The 16,408-nt window shown below is 71.9% G+C and carries 19 protein-coding genes; 7 read left to right on the top strand and 12 right to left on the bottom strand.

All coding sequences use genetic code 11. The features are described from left to right. Positions 1 to 2 precede the first annotated feature (2 nt). Positions 3 to 425 (top strand): tellurite resistance TerB family protein, encoded by a 423-nt coding sequence (locus ACFOY6_RS15565; RefSeq protein WP_099094626.1) that lies wholly within the window; start codon positions 3 to 5, stop codon positions 423 to 425. Between the two features lie 140 nt (positions 426 to 565). Continuing rightward, positions 566 to 2,632, top strand: coding sequence for a prolyl oligopeptidase family serine peptidase (locus ACFOY6_RS15560; RefSeq protein ID WP_379651611.1), 2,067 nt, complete (start codon positions 566 to 568; stop codon positions 2,630 to 2,632). A gap of 132 nt (positions 2,633 to 2,764) precedes the next feature. Here the strand turns inward: ACFOY6_RS15560 and ACFOY6_RS15555 are convergent, their stop codons facing one another. The 3 genes from ACFOY6_RS15555 to groES form a co-directional block, all read right to left on the bottom strand. Then, positions 2,765 to 2,968, bottom strand: a complete 204-nt coding sequence (locus ACFOY6_RS15555; RefSeq protein ID WP_109516830.1) for a cold-shock protein — start codon at positions 2,966 to 2,968, stop codon at positions 2,765 to 2,767. Between the two features lie 261 nt (positions 2,969 to 3,229). After that, on the bottom strand, positions 3,230 to 4,873 hold the full coding sequence (gene groL, locus ACFOY6_RS15550) for a chaperonin GroEL (RefSeq protein ID WP_109516829.1): 1,644 nt from the start codon (positions 4,871 to 4,873) through the stop codon (positions 3,230 to 3,232). A 54-nt stretch (positions 4,874 to 4,927) separates the two neighbouring features. After that, complete coding sequence (gene groES / locus ACFOY6_RS15545) at positions 4,928 to 5,218, bottom strand: co-chaperone GroES (RefSeq protein ID WP_040612562.1); 291 nt, start codon at positions 5,216 to 5,218, stop codon at positions 4,928 to 4,930. A gap of 282 nt (positions 5,219 to 5,500) precedes the next feature. Between groES and ACFOY6_RS15540 the strand changes: the two genes are divergently transcribed. Beyond that, positions 5,501 to 5,776 carry an usg protein gene (locus ACFOY6_RS15540; RefSeq protein ID WP_109516828.1) on the top strand — a complete coding sequence of 92 codons (276 nt, stop codon included), beginning with the start codon at positions 5,501 to 5,503 and terminating at the stop codon, positions 5,774 to 5,776. A gap of 31 nt (positions 5,777 to 5,807) precedes the next feature. Here ACFOY6_RS15540 and ACFOY6_RS15535 read toward each other — a convergent pair whose 3' ends face one another. Genes ACFOY6_RS15535 through ACFOY6_RS15525 form a run of 3 tightly spaced genes read right to left on the bottom strand, consistent with a single transcriptional unit; the run spans position 5,808 to position 8,294 of the window. Beyond that, on the bottom strand, positions 5,808 to 6,725 hold the full coding sequence (locus ACFOY6_RS15535) for an AEC family transporter (protein WP_109516827.1): 918 nt from the start codon (positions 6,723 to 6,725) through the stop codon (positions 5,808 to 5,810). 49 nt (positions 6,726 to 6,774) lie between these two features. Then, on the bottom strand, positions 6,775 to 7,404 hold the full coding sequence (gene gmk / locus ACFOY6_RS15530) for a guanylate kinase (RefSeq protein WP_109516826.1): 630 nt from the start codon (positions 7,402 to 7,404) through the stop codon (positions 6,775 to 6,777). Next, positions 7,401 to 8,294 (bottom strand): YicC/YloC family endoribonuclease, encoded by an 894-nt coding sequence (locus tag ACFOY6_RS15525; protein ID WP_379651610.1) that lies wholly within the window; start codon positions 8,292 to 8,294, stop codon positions 7,401 to 7,403. The genes gmk and ACFOY6_RS15525 overlap by 4 nt, the downstream gene beginning before the upstream one ends. A gap of 39 nt (positions 8,295 to 8,333) precedes the next feature. On the opposite strand from ACFOY6_RS15525, the gene ACFOY6_RS15520 reads away from it, so the two are divergent. Next, entirely contained in the window at positions 8,334 to 9,122 is a 789-nt protein-coding gene (locus tag ACFOY6_RS15520; RefSeq protein ID WP_456316939.1) for an SDR family NAD(P)-dependent oxidoreductase, read from the top strand. A 10-nt stretch (positions 9,123 to 9,132) separates the two neighbouring features. On the opposite strand, the gene ACFOY6_RS15515 is transcribed toward ACFOY6_RS15520, so the two are convergent. The 6 genes from ACFOY6_RS15515 to fabD form a co-directional block, all read right to left on the bottom strand. After that, positions 9,133 to 10,005, bottom strand: coding sequence for a DMT family transporter (locus ACFOY6_RS15515; protein ID WP_379651608.1), 873 nt, complete (start codon positions 10,003 to 10,005; stop codon positions 9,133 to 9,135). A 53-nt stretch (positions 10,006 to 10,058) separates the two neighbouring features. Beyond that, positions 10,059 to 11,030, bottom strand: coding sequence for an endolytic transglycosylase MltG (gene mltG / locus ACFOY6_RS15510; protein ID WP_379651607.1), 972 nt, complete (start codon positions 11,028 to 11,030; stop codon positions 10,059 to 10,061). A gap of 123 nt (positions 11,031 to 11,153) precedes the next feature. After that, entirely contained in the window at positions 11,154 to 12,437 is a 1,284-nt protein-coding gene (gene fabF / locus ACFOY6_RS15505; protein WP_109516821.1) for a beta-ketoacyl-ACP synthase II, read from the bottom strand. A 95-nt stretch (positions 12,438 to 12,532) separates the two neighbouring features. Beyond that, positions 12,533 to 12,772 (bottom strand): acyl carrier protein, encoded by a 240-nt coding sequence (locus ACFOY6_RS15500; RefSeq protein ID WP_007434665.1) that lies wholly within the window; start codon positions 12,770 to 12,772, stop codon positions 12,533 to 12,535. Between the two features lie 121 nt (positions 12,773 to 12,893). Then, positions 12,894 to 13,631, bottom strand: coding sequence for a 3-oxoacyl-[acyl-carrier-protein] reductase (fabG, locus tag ACFOY6_RS15495; protein WP_109516820.1), 738 nt, complete (start codon positions 13,629 to 13,631; stop codon positions 12,894 to 12,896). A 31-nt stretch (positions 13,632 to 13,662) separates the two neighbouring features. Continuing rightward, positions 13,663 to 14,619, bottom strand: coding sequence for an ACP S-malonyltransferase (gene fabD / locus ACFOY6_RS15490; protein WP_109516997.1), 957 nt, complete (start codon positions 14,617 to 14,619; stop codon positions 13,663 to 13,665). Positions 14,620 to 14,924: 305 nt separating this feature from the next. On the opposite strand from fabD, the gene rpsF reads away from it, so the two are divergent. The 3 genes from rpsF to ACFOY6_RS15475 all read left to right on the top strand — a co-directional run. Next, positions 14,925 to 15,398: a 30S ribosomal protein S6 gene (gene rpsF / locus ACFOY6_RS15485; protein WP_109516819.1), complete on the top strand. Its 474-nt coding sequence runs from the start codon at positions 14,925 to 14,927 to the stop codon at positions 15,396 to 15,398. 6 nt (positions 15,399 to 15,404) lie between these two features. After that, positions 15,405 to 15,686 (top strand): 30S ribosomal protein S18, encoded by a 282-nt coding sequence (gene rpsR / locus ACFOY6_RS15480; protein WP_109516818.1) that lies wholly within the window; start codon positions 15,405 to 15,407, stop codon positions 15,684 to 15,686. Positions 15,687 to 15,734: 48 nt separating this feature from the next. After that, on the top strand, positions 15,735 to 16,408 hold a 674-nt coding region (locus ACFOY6_RS15475; RefSeq protein WP_456316938.1), incomplete at its 3' end, for a hypothetical protein.

The following is a 16,408-nucleotide window of genomic DNA, read 5'->3' as shown; positions in this document are numbered from 1 at the left end:
CGATGCCGCACACCAAGATCCGCTTCAACGCCCAAGAGGCCCTGGTCTGCGCCATGGTGCTGATGTCCGCCGCCGACCGGCAGATGTCCGACGCGGAGCTGAAGATGATGTCCCGGCTGGTGCAGGAGCTGCCGGTGTTCGACGGCTTCCTGGCGCAGGAGATCGAGACGGTGACCGAGTCCTGCCTAATGCTGCTCGGCCAGAATGACGGGCTGGACCGCGCCTGCAGCCTGATCCGCGACGCCCTGCCGCCCCGCCTGCGCGAGACCGCCTACCTCCTGGCCTGCGAGGTGGCCGCGGCGGATGGCGACGCGACGCAGGAGGAGCTGCGCTTCCTGCAGGATTTCCGCATCGGCATGGATATCGACCGGCTGATCGCCGGCGCCATCGAGCGCGCCGCCAAGGCCCGCTACCAGATCGTCTGAGTTGCTGTCCGCGGAGCGGATGCACGCCCCCGGGCGCGAGCGCCCTCTGGCGATCCGGTCTGAACGGACAGAAAAAAGATGAGGGGCCCGGGGAGAATTCCTTCTCCCCGGCCTTTCCGTCTCGAAGGGGAGCCGCCGCCATGGACATCCGCCCCACCCTCGCCGCGCCCGATGACGACCCCCATCTCTGGCTGGAAGAGATCGAGGGCGAGCGCGCCCTGGCCTGGGTGGCCGCGCAGAACGCGCGCACCCTCTCCCGCCTGGCCGATTCCCGCTACGCCGCCGACCGCGACGGGCTGAAGGCGGCGCTGGACCGCCCCGGCAAGCTGCCGCACGTCACCCGCCGCGCCGGCTGGCTCTACAATTACTGGCAGGATGCGGCGCATCCGCGCGGCCTCTGGCGCCGCACCACCGAGGCCTCCTTCCGCACCGAGGCGCCGGAGTGGGAGGTGCTGCTCGACCTCGACGCCCTGGCGGCCTCGGAGGGCGAGGACTGGGTCTGGCAGGGCGCCACTACCCTTCCCGGCACGCATGACCGCGCCCTGCTGCGCCTCTCGCGCGGCGGCGGCGACGCGGTGGTGCTGCGGGAGTTCGACCTCGCCGCCCGCGCCGCCGTGCCGGGCGGCTTCGCGCTGCCCGAGGCCAAGAGCAGCGCCGCCTGGCTGGACCGCGACACGCTGCTGCTCTCCACCGCGCTGGGCGAGGGCAATGCCACCGCCTCCGGCTATCCGCGCCGGGTGCGGCTGTGGCGGCGCGGCACGGCGCCGCTGGAGGCGCCCGTGCTGTTCGAGACGGCGCCCGAGAGCATGGGGCTGTGGGGCGCCGTGGACCGCGAGGGCGGCGCCGAGCGGATCGTCTTCCTGGAGAAGACCGGCTTCTACGACACCATCGTGCATCTGGGCGACCGCACCGGCCCCACGGCGCGCATCCCGCTGCCCAGCGATGCCAGCTTTACCTGGCAGGCCGGCTGGCTGGCGGCGAAGCCGCGCACACCCTGGACCGTCGCCGGCACGGCGTACGCGCCGGACACGCTGCTGGCCTTCGACTTCGCCGCCGTGCTGCGCGGCGAATTTCTCCCGGTCGTGCTGTTCGAGCCGGCGCCGCGCCGGTCGCTGCAGGGTTTCTTCTGGTGCCAGGGCCGGCTGGTGCTCTCGGTGCTGGACGATCTGGCGCCGGTCTACACCCTGCTCACCCCGGGGAGTTGGGCGGCCGCCGAAATTCCCGGCCTGCCGCGCATCGGCGTGGTCGATCTCTGGCCGCTGGACAGCGAGCCGGAGGAATCCGACGGCACCCTGCTCGCCCTGGCGCAGGACCCGGTGACGCCGCCGCAATTGCTGCTGACCAGCACCGCTCCCGCCGCGCCCGCCCTGCTGAAGGCCTCCACCCCCAGCTTCGACGCCGCCGGGCTGACCGTCACCCGGCACCAGGCCGTCTCGGTGGATGGCGAGCGCATCCCCTATGTGCAGATCGGCCCCCGGGAGGAGAGCGACCCGGAGCGCGGCCGGGCGCCGGTGCACCTCTCCGCCTATGGCGGCTTCCGCGTCTCCCGCCTGCCCTACTACTCGGCCACGGTGGGGCGGCTCTGGCTGGAGAAGGGCGGCACCGCCGTCATCGGCCAGATCCGCGGCGGCGGCGAGTTCGGCACCGCCTGGCACGAGGCCGGGCGCGGCGCCGCCAAGGCCCGCAGCCATGACGACTTCGCCGCCATCGCCGCCGACCTCGTGGCGCGCGGCGTGACGGTGCCGGGGCGTATCGCGGCGGAGGGCGGCTCGAATGGCGGGCTGCTCATCGCCAACATGCTGACGCGCTACCCGGAGCGGTTCGGCGCCCTGTTCTGCACCATCCCGCTCATCGACATGCGGCGCTATACGAAGCTGCTGGCCGGCGCGAGCTGGATCGCCGAATACGGCGACCCGGAAAAGCCCGAGGAGTGGGACTTCATCCGCGCCTTCTCCGCCTATCACGCCGCCGAGCCGGGACGGCCCTACCCGCCCATCCTGCTCGCCACCACGCGGCGGGACGACCGGGTTCATCCCGGCCACGCCCGCAAGATGGCCGCCAAGCTCCAGGCACTCGGGTACGATGCCGGGTTCTACGAGCCGGAGGCGGGCGGCCATGGCTACGGCAAGGACAATGGCGAGGTCGCCAGCTTCTCCGCCCTCGGCGCCGCCTTCCTGCGGCGGGCGATCGGGTGGGAAGAGAACTAAGAAAAAAAGGCCGGGGGAAGGAATTCCCCCGGACCCCCATCTTTCTTCTTCGAACTGCCGGTCAGGGCCGGGACGGGATCGCCCCGCAACGGCCGCCAGTTCCGCCTGGGCAGGGCAGCCCGACGAAAAGGATCAGAGCGGCTTCAGGTTGGTGGCGGCGGCCTTGCCGCGCTCCATGACAACCTCGTAGCTCACCTTCTGGTTCTCGTTCAGCCCCTGCAGGCCGGCCTTCTGCACGGCGGTGATGTGCACGAACACGTCCTTCCCGCCATCGGAGGGAACGATGAAGCCGAAGCCCTTGGTCGCGTTGAACCACTTCACGGTGCCAGTCGCCATGCGACGCCACTCCTTGTTCGCATTGGCCGGGCAGGAGCGCCCGAGCCGATAACCCAGCCGGCGTCCCGGGACGGCTTGAAGAGCGACCGGGTCTCCGGAGGCACGGCAAGGCGAGCGGAAGCGTCTGGCGCGGATAGTGGGGCAGATCGTTTCTGAACTGTCAACGCAAACCGGAAAACGGGCAGCCGGATACGCAACGAAAAAAGGGGCGGCCCCTGCGGGCCGCCCCCTTGCCTTCCGGCGGGACCTGATCCGGGAGGATCAGAAGTCCATGTCGCCGCCCATGCCGCCCATGCCGCCCGGGCCACCGGCCGGAGCCTTCTTCTCAGGACGCTCGGCGATCATCGCCTCGGTCGTGATCAGCAGGGAGGCGATGGAGGCCGCGTCCTGCAGGGCGGTGCGGACCACCTTGGTCGGGTCGATGATGCCGGCCGCGACCAGGTCCTTGTACTCGTCGAGCTGGGCGTCGTAGCCGTACTCGTAGGTGCTGTCGCGCAGGACCTCACCGGCGATCACGGCGCCGTCCTTGCCGGCGTTCTCGGCGATCTGCTTCAGCGGCGCCTGGATCGCGCGGCGCACGATCTCGATGCCGACCTGCTCGTCGTTGTTCAGGCCCTTGAGGTCGGCCAGCTTCAGCGAGGCGCGCAGCAGGGCCACGCCACCACCGGGGACGATGCCTTCCTCGACGGCCGCACGGGTCGCGTGCAGGGCGTCGTCGACGCGGTCCTTGCGCTCCTTGACCTCAACCTCGGTGCTGCCACCGACGCGGATCACGGCGACGCCACCGGCCAGCTTGGCCAGGCGCTCCTGCAGCTTCTCGCGGTCGTAGTCCGAGGTGGTCTCCTCGATCTGCGCCTTGATCTGCTCCACGCGGCCCTCGATGTCGGACTTCTGGCCGGCACCGTCGACGATCGTGGTGTTCTCCTTCTCGATCCGGACCGTCTTGGCCTGGCCGAGCATGGCGAGCGTCACGGTCTCGAGCTTGATGCCGAGGTCCTCGCTGATCACCTGGCCACCGGTCAGGATCGCGATGTCCTCGAGCATCGCCTTGCGGCGGTCACCGAAGCCCGGGGCCTTCACGGCGGCGATCTTCAGGCCACCGCGCAGCTTGTTGACGACCAGGGTGGCCAGGGCCTCGCCCTCAACATCCTCGGCCACGATGATCAGCGGGCGGCCCGACTGAACCACCGTCTCCAGCAGCGGCAGCATCGGCTGCAGCTGGGACAGCTTCTTCTCGTGGATCAGGATGTAGGGATTCTCGAGCTCGGCGATCATCTTCTCCGCATTCGTGATGAAGTACGGGGAGACGTAGCCGCGGTCGAACTGCATGCCCTCGACGACGTCCAGCTCGGTCTGGATGCCCTTGGCTTCCTCGACCGTGATGACGCCCTCGTTGCCGACCTTCTCCATCGCGTGGGCGATCATCTCGCCGATCTCGGTCTCGCCATTGGCGGAGAGCGAGCCGACCTGAGCGACCTCGGCGGAGGTGGTGATCTTGCGGGTCTTGGACTTCAGGTCCTCGACGATGACGGCAACCGCCTTGTCAACGCCGCGCTTCAGGTCCATCGGGTTCAGGCCGGCGGCCACGGCCTTGGCGCCCTCGCGGATGATGGCCTGGGCCAGCACGGTCGCGGTGGTGGTGCCGTCGCCGGCCAGGTCGTTCTGCTTCGAGGCCACTTCGCGCACCATCTGCGCGCCCATGTTCTCGAACTTGTCGGCCAGCTCGATTTCCTTGGCGACCGTCACACCGTCCTTGGTGATGCGGGGCGCGCCGAAGGACTTGTCGATGACGACGTTGCGGCCCTTCGGGCCCAGCGTCACCTTCACGGCGTCGGCCAGAATGTCCACACCGCGCAGCATGCGCTCGCGGGCGGGAGCGCCGAACTTGACGTCCTTAGCAGCCATGGTTCTCTACCTCGTCAGATCTGTTGGGAAGAAGATGGGGTCCGCAGGCCGAAATCAGGCCGCGATCACGCCCATCAGGTCGGATTCCTTCATGATCAGCAGCTCTTCGCCGCTGATCTTGACCTCGGTGCCGGACCACTTGCCGAACAGGACGCGGTCGCCGACCTTGACGTCCAGGGCGACGACGACGCCCTGCTCGTTGCGCGCACCGGAACCGACGGCGACGATCTCGCCTTCCATCGGCTTCTCCTTGGCGGTGTCGGGGATGATGATACCACCCGCGGTCTTCTCCTCGGCGGTCAGCCGGCGGACGACGACGCGGTCATGCAGCGGACGAAACTTCATATGGCCCTCTCCTGACGCCCTGTGTGGCGCATTCAGCGACGGTTGCCTCGGCCGGCGGGCAAGCCTGTTAGCACTCACCCCCGGCGAGTGCTGACGATCTAGGGAAGAGTCCAAGCCACGTCAAGCAGCAAGCAGCACTCTTTGGCGATGAGTGCTAAGACACTGTTTGCGCAGGATTTTTCTTGCAGCCCCCTGTCACCCGCATGTCATGCTCCGGCACCCGAGGAGGGGAATCAGACTGGCCCGGCAGGCCGGGCCGCACCAGAACGGAGAGGAGTGCCCATGCTGCTGCGGGATATCGAAGCCTTCGTCCGCATTCCGGACTGGCGGCTGACCACGGCCGAGATCCTCTACCACCTGCCCGACCATCCGGGCCTGCTGCAGAGCTTCGTCTGGCAGAAGGTGGACCACGCGCCCCGCTTCCCGGAGCTGCACCGCTTCCTCGACTTCTGGCAGCGCGAGATCCAGGGGCCGCTGCACTCGGTGCGGGTGGCCTCCAGCGCCCTCGCCCGCCCGGCCGAGTTCCGCTACGCCGCCGGGCAGTTCACCCTGCACTGACAGGCGCTGCCGGGGCGGCCGGAAGGCCGCCTCACAGCACGGCCAGCAGCACCGCCAGTGTCGCCACCGAGAGGATGGTGGAGAGCAGCACCGTGGCACCCGAGCGCTCCGCCCCCGCGGCGTAGCGGCGGGCCAGGAAGAAGGCGTTGGCCCCCGTCGGCATGCCGGCCGCCAGCACCGCCACGGAAAGCGACAGCGGCGGCAGGCCCAGCAGCCGCCCCATCAGCCAGACCAGCGCCGGCATCAGCAGCAGCTTCAGCGCGGTGCAGAGCAGCGCCGAGGGCCAGTCCCGCCGCGCATCGAAGGCCACCAGGCTGGCACCGAGGCAGAACAGCGCCACCGGCGGCCCGGCCATGCCCGTCATCTCCAGGAAGCGCCGCGCCACGGGCGGCACCTCCAGCCCCGACTGGTAGATCACCAGCCCGGCCAGCACCGCCAGCACCACCGGGTTCCGCAGCACCGAGAGGAAGGTGGAGCGGGCGATGGCCAGGACCGGCGCGCGGGCATTGTGCGCGATCTCCCCCACCACCGTGCCAAGCGGCAGCAGGATCAGCGAATGCAGGCCGAGGATGGCCAGGAGCTGCGCCAGCCCCGCCTGGCCATAGGCGGCGATGACCAGCGGCACGCCGATCATGGCCGTGTTGCCGAAGGCGGCGTTGAGCGCGAAGGTGCCGCCCTCGTCCAGCTTCATCCCCAGCGCCAGCCGGCCCAGCAGCAGCGCCAGCGCATAGGCGGCGAGGCAGCCGCTGAAGAAGGCCAGCGCCGTCGCGCCGCCATTGGGGTGCGGCATGGTGGCGCCGTTCAGCAGCAGGCAGGGCATGGCGAGGCGGAAGACGAAATCCGTCATCCCCCGCAGCCCCTCTTCCGAGATCCAGCGGCGGCGCGCGGAGAGATAGCCGATGCCGATCATCACGAAGATCGGCATCACGACATTCAGCAGCATGGACATGGAAATGCCTCCGCGCGCGGCGCCCGGCGCGGGCCGGGCCGCCGCCGGGTCACGGGCGCAGCAGGCCGTCGATGAAGCCGGGCAGCCAGGGCTGCCGTGCCCGCGCGCTGCGCGCGGCATGGATGATGGCGCGCACCTCCGCCACGGTCTCGTGGAAGTCGGTGTTCACCAGGACATGGTCGAAATCGGCCCAGTGGCTGATCTCGTCGCGGGCGGCCTGCATGCGTCGGGCAATCTCTTCGGCGGAATCCTGGCCCCGGCCATGCAAGCGCCGTTCCAGCTCCTCCAGGCTCGGCGGCAGCAGGAACACGCTCACCACATCCCCCGGCAGCGCCCGGCGCAGCAGCAGGTGCCCCTGCCAGTCGATGTCGAACATCACGTCCCGGCCCGCCGCCAGCGCCTCCTCCACCGGGGCGCGCGGCGTGCCGTAGCGGCGGCCGAAGACATGGGCGCTCTCCAGCATCTGGCCGGCCGCCTCCATCGCCTCGAACTCGGCCTGGCTGCGGAAGAAGTAGTGCACCCCCTCCTGCTCGCCCGGGCGCGGCGCGCGGGTGGTGGCGCTTACGGAGAGGCGCAGCGCCGTCTCGCGCTCCAGCAGCGCACGGCTGACGGAGGACTTGCCGGCCCCCGAGGGGGCGGAGAGCACGAGGCAGAGCCCGCGCCGGGAGATACGGTTCATTCGACGTTCGCCGCCTGCTCGCGCAGCCGCTCGATGGCGGCCTTGAGGTCCAGGGAAAGCCGGGTCAGGGCCAGGCTGGCCGACTTCGCCCCCAGCGTGTTCGATTCGCGGCCGAATTCCTGCGTCAGGAACTCCAGCTTGCGCCCCACCGATTCGGCCGAGGCCAGCAGCGCCCGGGCGGCGCCCAGATGCGCGCCAAGCCGGTCCAGCTCCTCCCGCACGTCGGATTTCTGCGCCAGCAGCGCCACCTCGGCGGCCAGCCGCTCCTCCGGCACGCGGCTCTCGCCCTCCAGCAGCGCGGCCAGCGCGGCGGCGAGGCGGGCCCGGTGCGCGGCGGGCTGGGTGGCCGCCTCGGCGATGGCGGCGTCGCGCAGCGCGGCAATCTCGTCGAGCAGCGCCGCCAGGATCTCACCCAGCCGCCCGCCCTCGGCCCGGCGCGCCTCCGCCAGCCCCTCCAGGGCGATGGCGAAGCCTTCCGCCAGGGCGGCGTGGCGGGCTTCCAGCTCGGCCTCGACCGGCTCGGCCGTCTCGGCACGCAGCACGCCGGGCAGCGCCAGCACCGCCTCGGCGCGCGGGGCCGGGCAGCCGGGGATCTGCGCCGCCACCTCCAGCGCCAGCCGGATCGCCTGGGCCAGCGCCGCCGGGTCGGGCGTCAGGCGCGGCGCCCGCTCCTCGCGCTTCAGCGTCAGGGTGGCGGAGATGTTGCCGCGCCGGAAGCGCGACGCGGCGGCGTCGCGCAGCTTCGCCTCCAGCGGGTCCAGCCCGGACGGCAGGCGGAGCCGGACATCCAGCCCGCGCCCATTGACGCTGCGCAGTTCCCACACGAAACCCGTGCCATCCGGCAGGGTGCCCGCGTGCCGGGCGAAGCCGGTCATCGACGAGAGAGCCATGCCCGGCCTTCTCTTCCCCTCCGCTTCAGGATGCAAGGCATGGCGAACACGCCCTGGCGACAGATCGCGCTGACCGGCGCCTCCTCCGGGCTGGGTCGGGCGCTGGCCCTGGCCTGCGCCGCCCCCGGCGCCACGCTGCACCTGGCCGCGCGCGACGCCGGGCGGCTGGCGGAGACCGCCGCCGCCTGCCGCGCCGCCGGCGCCACGGTGCGCGAGACGGTGCTGGACGTGCGCGACGCCGCCGCCTGCGCCGCCTGGGTCGGCGCCATGCCGGAGATCGACCTGCTGATCGCCAATGCCGGAATCTCCGGCGGCACGGGCGGCGGCAGCGAGCCAGCGGAGCAGATCCGCGCCATCTTCGAGACCAACGTGACCGGCGTGCTGAACACCGCCCTGCCCGCCATGGCGCGCATGGCCGCGCAGCCGCCGGGCGCGGACGGGGTGCGCGGCCGGGTGGCGGTCATCGCCTCGGTGGCTGCCTTCTTCGCGGCGCCGGGGGCGGCGGCCTACTGCGCCAGCAAGTCGGCGGTGCAGCGCTGGGCGGAGGCGACCGACGCCACGGAGCGCGCCCGCGGCATCCGCCTGCACGCCGTCTGCCCCGGCTACATCCGCACGCCGATGACGGCGGTGAACCGCTTCCCCATGCCCTTCATGCTGGAGCCGGAGGCGGCGGCGCGGCGCACCCTGGCGGGGATCGCCGCCGGGCGCACCCGCATCGCCTATCCCTGGCCGACCTATGCCCTGGCGCGGCTGGCCGGCGCGCTGCCGCTGCGGGTGCAGGCCCTGCTGGCCAGCCGCGTGCCGGCCAAGCCGGTCACGGGAGGATAAGGCCGGCGGCTCAGCGCCGCGTGGCCAGCCAGACGCCCAGCAGCACCACCGCGCCCCCCAGCGCCACGCGCGGCTCGGGGATCTCGGAGAGCAGGAAGGCGGCCACCAGCGCGGCGAAGGGCGGCTCCAGATAGCCCACCATCGCCGCCTCGGTGGCGCGCGCCCGGCGCAGCAGCAGCACGTAGAGCGAGAGCGGCACGGCGGAGGCGAACACCCCCAGCACCACCAGCGAGAGCCAGATGGAGGCCGGCTGCGCGAACCCGCCCGGCGCGCCGAAGGCCAGGCCCAGCGTGCCGGCGATCAGCACCGCCATCACCTGCTGGCCCATCACAAGCTGCCCCGCCTCCTCCGGCCTGGCCCAGCGCATGTAGACGGTGCCGGCGGCGTAGGAGGCGGCGGTGCCCAGCATCAGCAGCGCGGCGCCGATGGTGGCGCCGCCATCCAGCGCCCGCGGCCCCAGGATGACGGCGATGCCGAGGAAGCCGAGGCCGAGCCCCAGCGCCATGCGCGGCCCCGGCCGCTCCTCCCGCAGCAGGAAGAAGGCCATCACCCCCACCAGCAGCGGCGTGGCGGACTGGATCAGCGCCGCCGGCGCGCTCTCGATGTCGCGCAGCGCGAGCGCGGTCAGCACGTTGGGCAGCCAGCCATTCACCGTGCCGATGACCAGGATGTGCCGCAGGCTGCGCCGCCCCGGCCAGCGCAGCGCGCCTCGCCACCACAGGAACAGCCCCACCGCCAGCGCCGCGAAGGCGCCGCGCGCCGTGGCCAGCGCCAGCGGCGGCATCACCCCCGCCACATGCCGCATCAGCGGGAAGGAGGAGCCCCAGAGCGCCGAGATCAGCAGCAGCTCCGCCCAAAGCCGGGCACGGCTCAACGGCAGCATGGCCGGGCACGGCCCAGCGGCGGCACGGCCGCGTGCGGCTCAGCGGCCACGCGTCACGGCCGGGCGCCGCGCTGCCGCTCGATCGCCCGCCAACGGGCGACGTTGCGGTTGTGCTCCTCCAGCGTGCGGGCAAAGGCGTGGCCGCCATTGCCATCGGCCACGAAGTAGAGGGCATCCGTCTCCTGCGGGTTCAGCACGGCGCGCAGCGATTCGAGCCCCGGACTGGCGATCGGCCCCGGCGGCAGGCCGCGGATGCGGTAGGTGTTGAAGGGATGGTCCCGCTCCAGGTCGGCACGGCTGAGGGGCCGGTCGAGCACGCCGCCATCGGCCGCGGCATAGGCCACGGTGGGGTCGGATTGCAGCGGCATGTTGCGCTTCAGCCGGTTGATGAACACGCCGGCCACCTGGCCGCGCTCCTCCGGCATCCCCGTCTCGCGCTCGACGATGGAGGCCAGCACCAGCGCCTCGCGCGGCGAGGCCAGCGGCAGCCCCTCGGCGCGGTCCTTCCACAGCCGCTCCAGCGCCTCGCGCATGGCGGCGCCGGCGCGGCGCGCCACGGCGGCGCGCGTGTCGCCCCAGCTATAGGCATAGGTCTCGGGCAGCAGCTCGCCCTCGTCGATCACCGGCATCTCCCCGGTCAGCCCCTCGGCCTGCTCCAGCAGCGTGGCCATCTGCCGGGCGGTCAGCCCTTCCGGCAGGGTCAGGCGGCGCTGCACGGGGCGGGCGTTGCGCAGCACCGAGACCACCTCGCGCAGCGAGCCCTGCGCCGGGAAGAGGTATTCCCCCGCCCGCAGCGGTCCCTCGTCGCGCGTCAGCCACACGCCGGCGGCGAACAGGCGGGGGTCACTTATGGCCCCCCGCTCGGCCAGCAGCGCGCCGATCGCCTCGGTGCCGCCGCCGCGCGGCACCACGATGGCGGTGGGCGCCGGCAGCGGCCCGGGCGAGACCCAGGCCTCGCGCGCCCACCAGGCGCCGCCGCCCGCCAGGGCCAGGAGCACCAGCAGCACAGCCAGGAAGATTCGCATGGAGGAGGAGCCTTTGTCGGATTGGCCGGAGCGGAGGCCCGGCGAAGGGGCAAAGGCTGGGGGAGGAGCGGATCTTCCCCCAGAAGCCGCGCCGCCGCGCCGGGATGGCGCGGCGGCGCTGGGTCAGGGCGCCTTGCGGAACAGGATCGAGGCGTTGGTGCCGCCGAAGCCGAAGCTGTTCGACAGCGCGATCTCGATGTTGCGCTGCTGCGGCTGCAGCGCCACCCGGTCGATCACGCTCTCCCGCGAGGGCTTGTGCAGGTTCAGCGTGGGCGGCGCCACGCCGTCGCGGATGGCGAGGATCGAGAAGATGCCCTCCACCGCGCCGGCCGCGCCGAGCAGGTGCCCGATGGCCGACTTGGTGGACGACATGGCCAGGCCCTTGCAGGCCTCGCCGAACAGCTTCTCCACCGCCTCCAGCTCCAGGTCGTCGCCCATCGGCGTCGAGGTGCCGTGCGCGTTGACGTACTGGATCTGGTCCGGGGTGATGCCGGCGTTCTTCAGCGTCGCCCGCATCGCCCGGTAGGCGCCGTCATGGCCCTCCGCCGGAGCGGTGATGTGGTAGGCGTCGCCCGACATGCCGTAGCCGATGACCTCGGCGTAGATCTTGGCGCCACGCTTCTTCGCGTGCTCGTATTCCTCGAGCACCACCACGCCGGCGCCCTCGCCCATGACGAAGCCGTCGCGGCCCTCGTCCCAGGGGCGGGAGGCTTCGGTGGGGGTGTCGTTGAAGCCGGTGGACAGGGCGCGGGCGGCGCAGAAGCCGGCCATGCCGATGTCGCAGATCGCCGCCTCGGTGCCGCCGGCCACCATCACGTCGGCATCGCCGAGGGCGATGAGGCGCGCCGCGTCGCCCAGCGCGTGCACGCCGGTGGCGCAGGCGGTGACCACCGCGTGGTTGGGGCCCTTGAAGCCGTAGCGGATCGAGACGTGGCCGGAAGCCAGGTTGATCAGCGCCGAGGGGATGAAGAAGGGCGACAGCCGCCGCGACTTGCCCTGCGCCACCATCTGCGCGTTCTCGGCGATCGTCGGCAGGCCGCCGATGCCGGAGCCGATCATCACGCCGGTGGCGTTCCGGTCATCCTCCGACTCCGGCACCCAGCCGGAATCCTCCACCGCCTCCACCGCCGCCACGAGGGCGAACTGGATGAAGCGGTCCATCTTCTTCTGGTCCTTGACCGGGATCCACTCGTTGAAGTCGAGCTTCCCCTCGGTCTTGGAGCCGGTCGGCACCTCGCCGGCGATCCGCGCCGGCAGGTCTTTCGCGTCGAACAGGCGGATCGGGCCGATGCCGCTCTCGCCCGCCAGCATCCGCTGCCACACATTCGCGACGCCGACGCCGAGAGGGCAAGCAATGCCCATCCCGGTGACGACGACGCGACGCGGCGTCGTCAGAGAACCAAACACGCGTTATCTCCCCCTGGCGTCCACGGCAGCGTCCATCGGGGCATGCCCGGAGGCATCCCCTTGGGCGTTCCCTGGGTGGCGCGGATGGAAGGCCTTCAGGCGGCCTTCTGCGCCTCGATGTAGTCGATCGCGTCCTTCACGGTCGTGATCTTCTCGGCGGCGTCGTCCGGGATCTCGACCCCGAAAGCCTCCTCGAACGCCATCACCAGCTCGACCGTGTCGAGGCTGTCAGCGCCCAGGTCGTCGATGAACGACGCCTCGGCGGTAACCTTGGCCTCTTCGACGCCGAGGTGCTCGACAACGATCTTCTTCACCTTCTCGGCGGTATCGCTCATCGCCCGAGTCTCTCCTGCTTGCAGACGCTGCCGGCGCTCCGGGTGGGGACAATCCCCGCCCTCGGCCCGCGCGGCATTAACATGGAAGCAGGCCGGGGAACAGATTTCCCGGCCCGCCGTTTCAGCTCATCGCCATCCCGCCGTTCACATGCAGGGTGGCGCCGGTGACCCAGCCCGCCTCGTCCGATGCCAGATAGGCAACGGCGGCGGCGATGTCAGCGGCCTCGCCCATCCGGCCCAGCGGAATCCGCTCCATCAGGCGCGTTTTCTGCTGTTCGTTCAGGGCGTCCGTCATCGGCGTCCGGATGAAGCCGGGCGCCACGACGTTCACGGTGATGCCGCGGCTGGCCAGTTCCTGGGCGAGCGACTTGCTCATGCCCACGAGTCCGGCCTTGGCCGCCGCATAATTCGCCTGCCCCGGGTTGCCGGTGGTGCCGACGATCGAGGCGATGGAGATGATGCGCCCCGCGCGGCGCTTCATCATGCCGCGCATGGCGGCCCGCGCCAGGCGGAAGGGGGCCGAGAGATCGACCTCCAGCACATCCGCCCAATCCTTGTCGGACATGCGCATGGCCAGCCCGTCGCGGGTGAAGCCGGCATTGTTCACCAGGATGTCGAGCCGGCCGAGCTCCGACTCCACCCGCTCCACCAGCGCCTGCGGCGCGGCGGGGTCGGAGAGGTCGGCGGGCGCCACCAGCGCGCCCTCGCCCAGTTCGGCCGCCAGCTCCGCCAGCACCGCCTCGCGCGTGCCGGAGAGGGCGACCTTCGCCCCCTGGCGGTGCAGCGCCCGGGCGATCTCGGCGCCGATTCCACCGGTGGCGCCGGTCACCAGCGCCACTTTTCCTTGCAGGCCGAACATCGCTCTCAGCTCCTTCCCGGGACGCGGGCCGTCAGAGGGTCTTGAGGAAGGCTTCGATCTCGGCGGGCCCGCCCACCGACATCGCCTGCGCCTCGGGCGCCAGCCGCTTCATCAGCCCGGTCAGCACCTTGCCGGCACCGATCTCGACGAAGCGGTCGCAGCCGAGGCCGGCCATGGTGGCCACGCATTCGCGCCAGCGCACCGTGCCGGTCACCTGCCGCACCAGCAGCTCGCGGATCTCGACCGGGTCGGTCGCCTTGGCGGCGGTGACGTTGGCCACCACCGGCACCAGTGGCGGGCGCAGCTCGGCCAGCGCCAGGGCCTCGGCCATGGCGTCGGCGGCGGGAGCCATCAGCGCGCAGTGGAAGGGGGCGGAGACGGGCAGCAGCATGGCGCGCTTGATGCCGGCCTCCTTGGCCAGCGCCACCGCGCGCTCCACCGCGCCGCGGTGGCCGGAGATCACCACCTGGCCGCCGCCATTGTCGTTGGCGGCCTCGACCACCTCGGTGGCGCCCTCCGGCGTCTCGGCGGCGCGGGCGCAGATCTCCTGCGCCTGGGCCATCTCGGCGCCGAGCAGCGCGGCCATGGCGCCCATGCCGGCCGGCACCGCCTTCTGCATCGCCTCGCCGCGCAGGCGCAGCAGGCGGGCGGCGGTGGGCACGTCGAAGGTCTGCGCGGCGGCCAGCGCGCTGTACTCGCCAAGCGAGTGGCCGGCGACCAGCGCCACCCGCTCCTTGAGGACGAAGCCGCCCTCCTGCTCCAGCACCCGCAGCACGGCCATGCTCACGGCCATCAGCGCGGGCTGGGCGTTGGCGGTCAGCGTCAGCTCCTCCGCCGGCCCCTCGAACATCAGCCGGCTGAGGCTCTGCTTCAGCGTCTCGTCCACCGCCTCGAACACCTCGCGGGCGGCGGGGAAGGCCTCGGCCAGCTCTCGGCCCATGCCGATGGCCTGGCTGCCCTGGCCGGGGAAGACGAAGGCGATCGACATGGCGGTGCTGGCGTCCTCATGCATTCTTGGCGTCATGGGCGGCGAGGCGCCGGGCATCCGGCTCGCCACGCCCCCAGGGCCCGGTCCATGAATGGTCCGTGAAGCCGCGCGGGGTAACGGGGCGGCACGGGGCTGTCAACGCCGCAACGCCGCGGCGGGCGCTTGGCCCTGGACTCGGGCGCCGGAATGTGGTCTACGCCGCCTCCCCTGCCGGGCGCGCGAGGCATCGCGCCCGGCTATGCCCGTTTGCGCCCTCCGGCATGGGTCGGTGCGGCCCCGGGCTGAGACAGCCACAGGGAGATCCCATGCCGCTGTATGAGACCGTGCTCATCGCACGTAACGACCTGACGCAGGCGCAGGTCGAGGCCATCGCCGACCAGGTCGCCACGACCATCACCGAAGCCGGTGGCGAGGTGAAGAAGCGGGAATACTGGGGCCTTCGGGGCCTGGCCTACCGCATCAAGAAGAACCGCAAGGGGCACTACATGCTCCTCGGCCTGGACTGCCCGGCGGCCGCCGAGCAGGAGGCGGCGCGTCAGCTCGGCCTCAACGAGGACGTGCTGCGCCACATGACGATCCGCGTCGAGGCGATCGACGCCGAGGCGCCGTCCGCCATCCTGGCCAAGCGTGGCGACGATCGTGAGCGCGACCGTGGCTTCCGCGGCCCCCGCCCGGCCGCCGGCCGCTTCTCGTCGGGCCGCCGCGAGCGGAACGACGACCGCGAGGAGTATCGCGCCCGCTCGCGCGACGATTCCGACAACGCTGGCGGCGAGGAGTAATCGATCATGTCCGAGACCAACACCGACGTGAACATCGCCGCCCGCCGCCCCGCCGTGGGCGCGCGCCGGCCGTTCTACCGTCGCCGCAAGTCCTGCCCGTTCTCGGGGCCCAACGCGCCGAAGATCGACTACAAGGACGTGCGCCTGCTCTCCCGCTTCCTGAGCGAGCGCGGCAAGATCGTCCCCTCCCGGATCACCGCCGTGTCGGGGAAGAAGCAGCGCGAGCTGGCCAACGCCATCAAGCGCGCCCGCTTCCTGGCCCTGCTGCCCTACGTCATCAACGACTGAGCGCAGCGGACGGGATGACGGACTGAGCGACGGATCGGCGCCGCGGCCATGAGCGACCCTCGGGGCACCTCCCGGACCGGCCTGACCAACGACCCCCGCCTGCTGGCGGGGGCGGCGGGCGGGCTCGTCTCGGCCTTCGCGGCGCTGTGGGCGTTCCACGGCCTGCCGGTGGGCATGGGGCTGTTCTGGCTCTCGCCGCTGCCGCTGTTCCTGGCGGGCCTCGGCTTCGGCCGGGCCGCCATGGGCATCGCGGTGGCGGTCGGCGCCTTCAGCCTCCTGCTGGTGACGCCGGGCCTGCTGCCGGTGCTGCTCTGGCTCGGCGTCTACGGCGTGCCGGCGATGCTGCTGCTGGGCAGCGGCCTGCAGCCCGGGCCGCGCATCGACCTGACGCTGCCGCTGGTGCTGCTCGGCCTGTGGCCGGCGCTGCTGACCGTGCTGGCCGCCTTCCTGGCCGGCGCGGAGGGTGGCCTGGAGGCCGCGCTGCGCAATGCCGTGCAGATCGGGCTGGACCGCATGGGCGCCGAGGCGCCGGATGCGGTGGTGGACCAGATCGTGCGGCTGAAGGCGGCGGCGCTGGCGCTGTGGATCGGCCTGGCGCTGCTGGCCAACGCCGCTGGCGCGCAGGGCTTCCTGCAGCGGCGCGGCCTGGCGCTCGCGCCGGCGGTGGATGCCGCCCGCCTGCACGCGCATGTGCATGGCGTAATCACTGCCATCGCGCCGCA

Origin of the sequence: Teichococcus aestuarii (genome assembly GCF_042651065.1) — a bacterium.
GTDB classification, from domain to species: Bacteria; Pseudomonadota; Alphaproteobacteria; order Acetobacterales; family Acetobacteraceae; genus Pseudoroseomonas; species Pseudoroseomonas aestuarii.
This window is presented reverse-complemented; position numbering and strand designations above follow the sequence as displayed.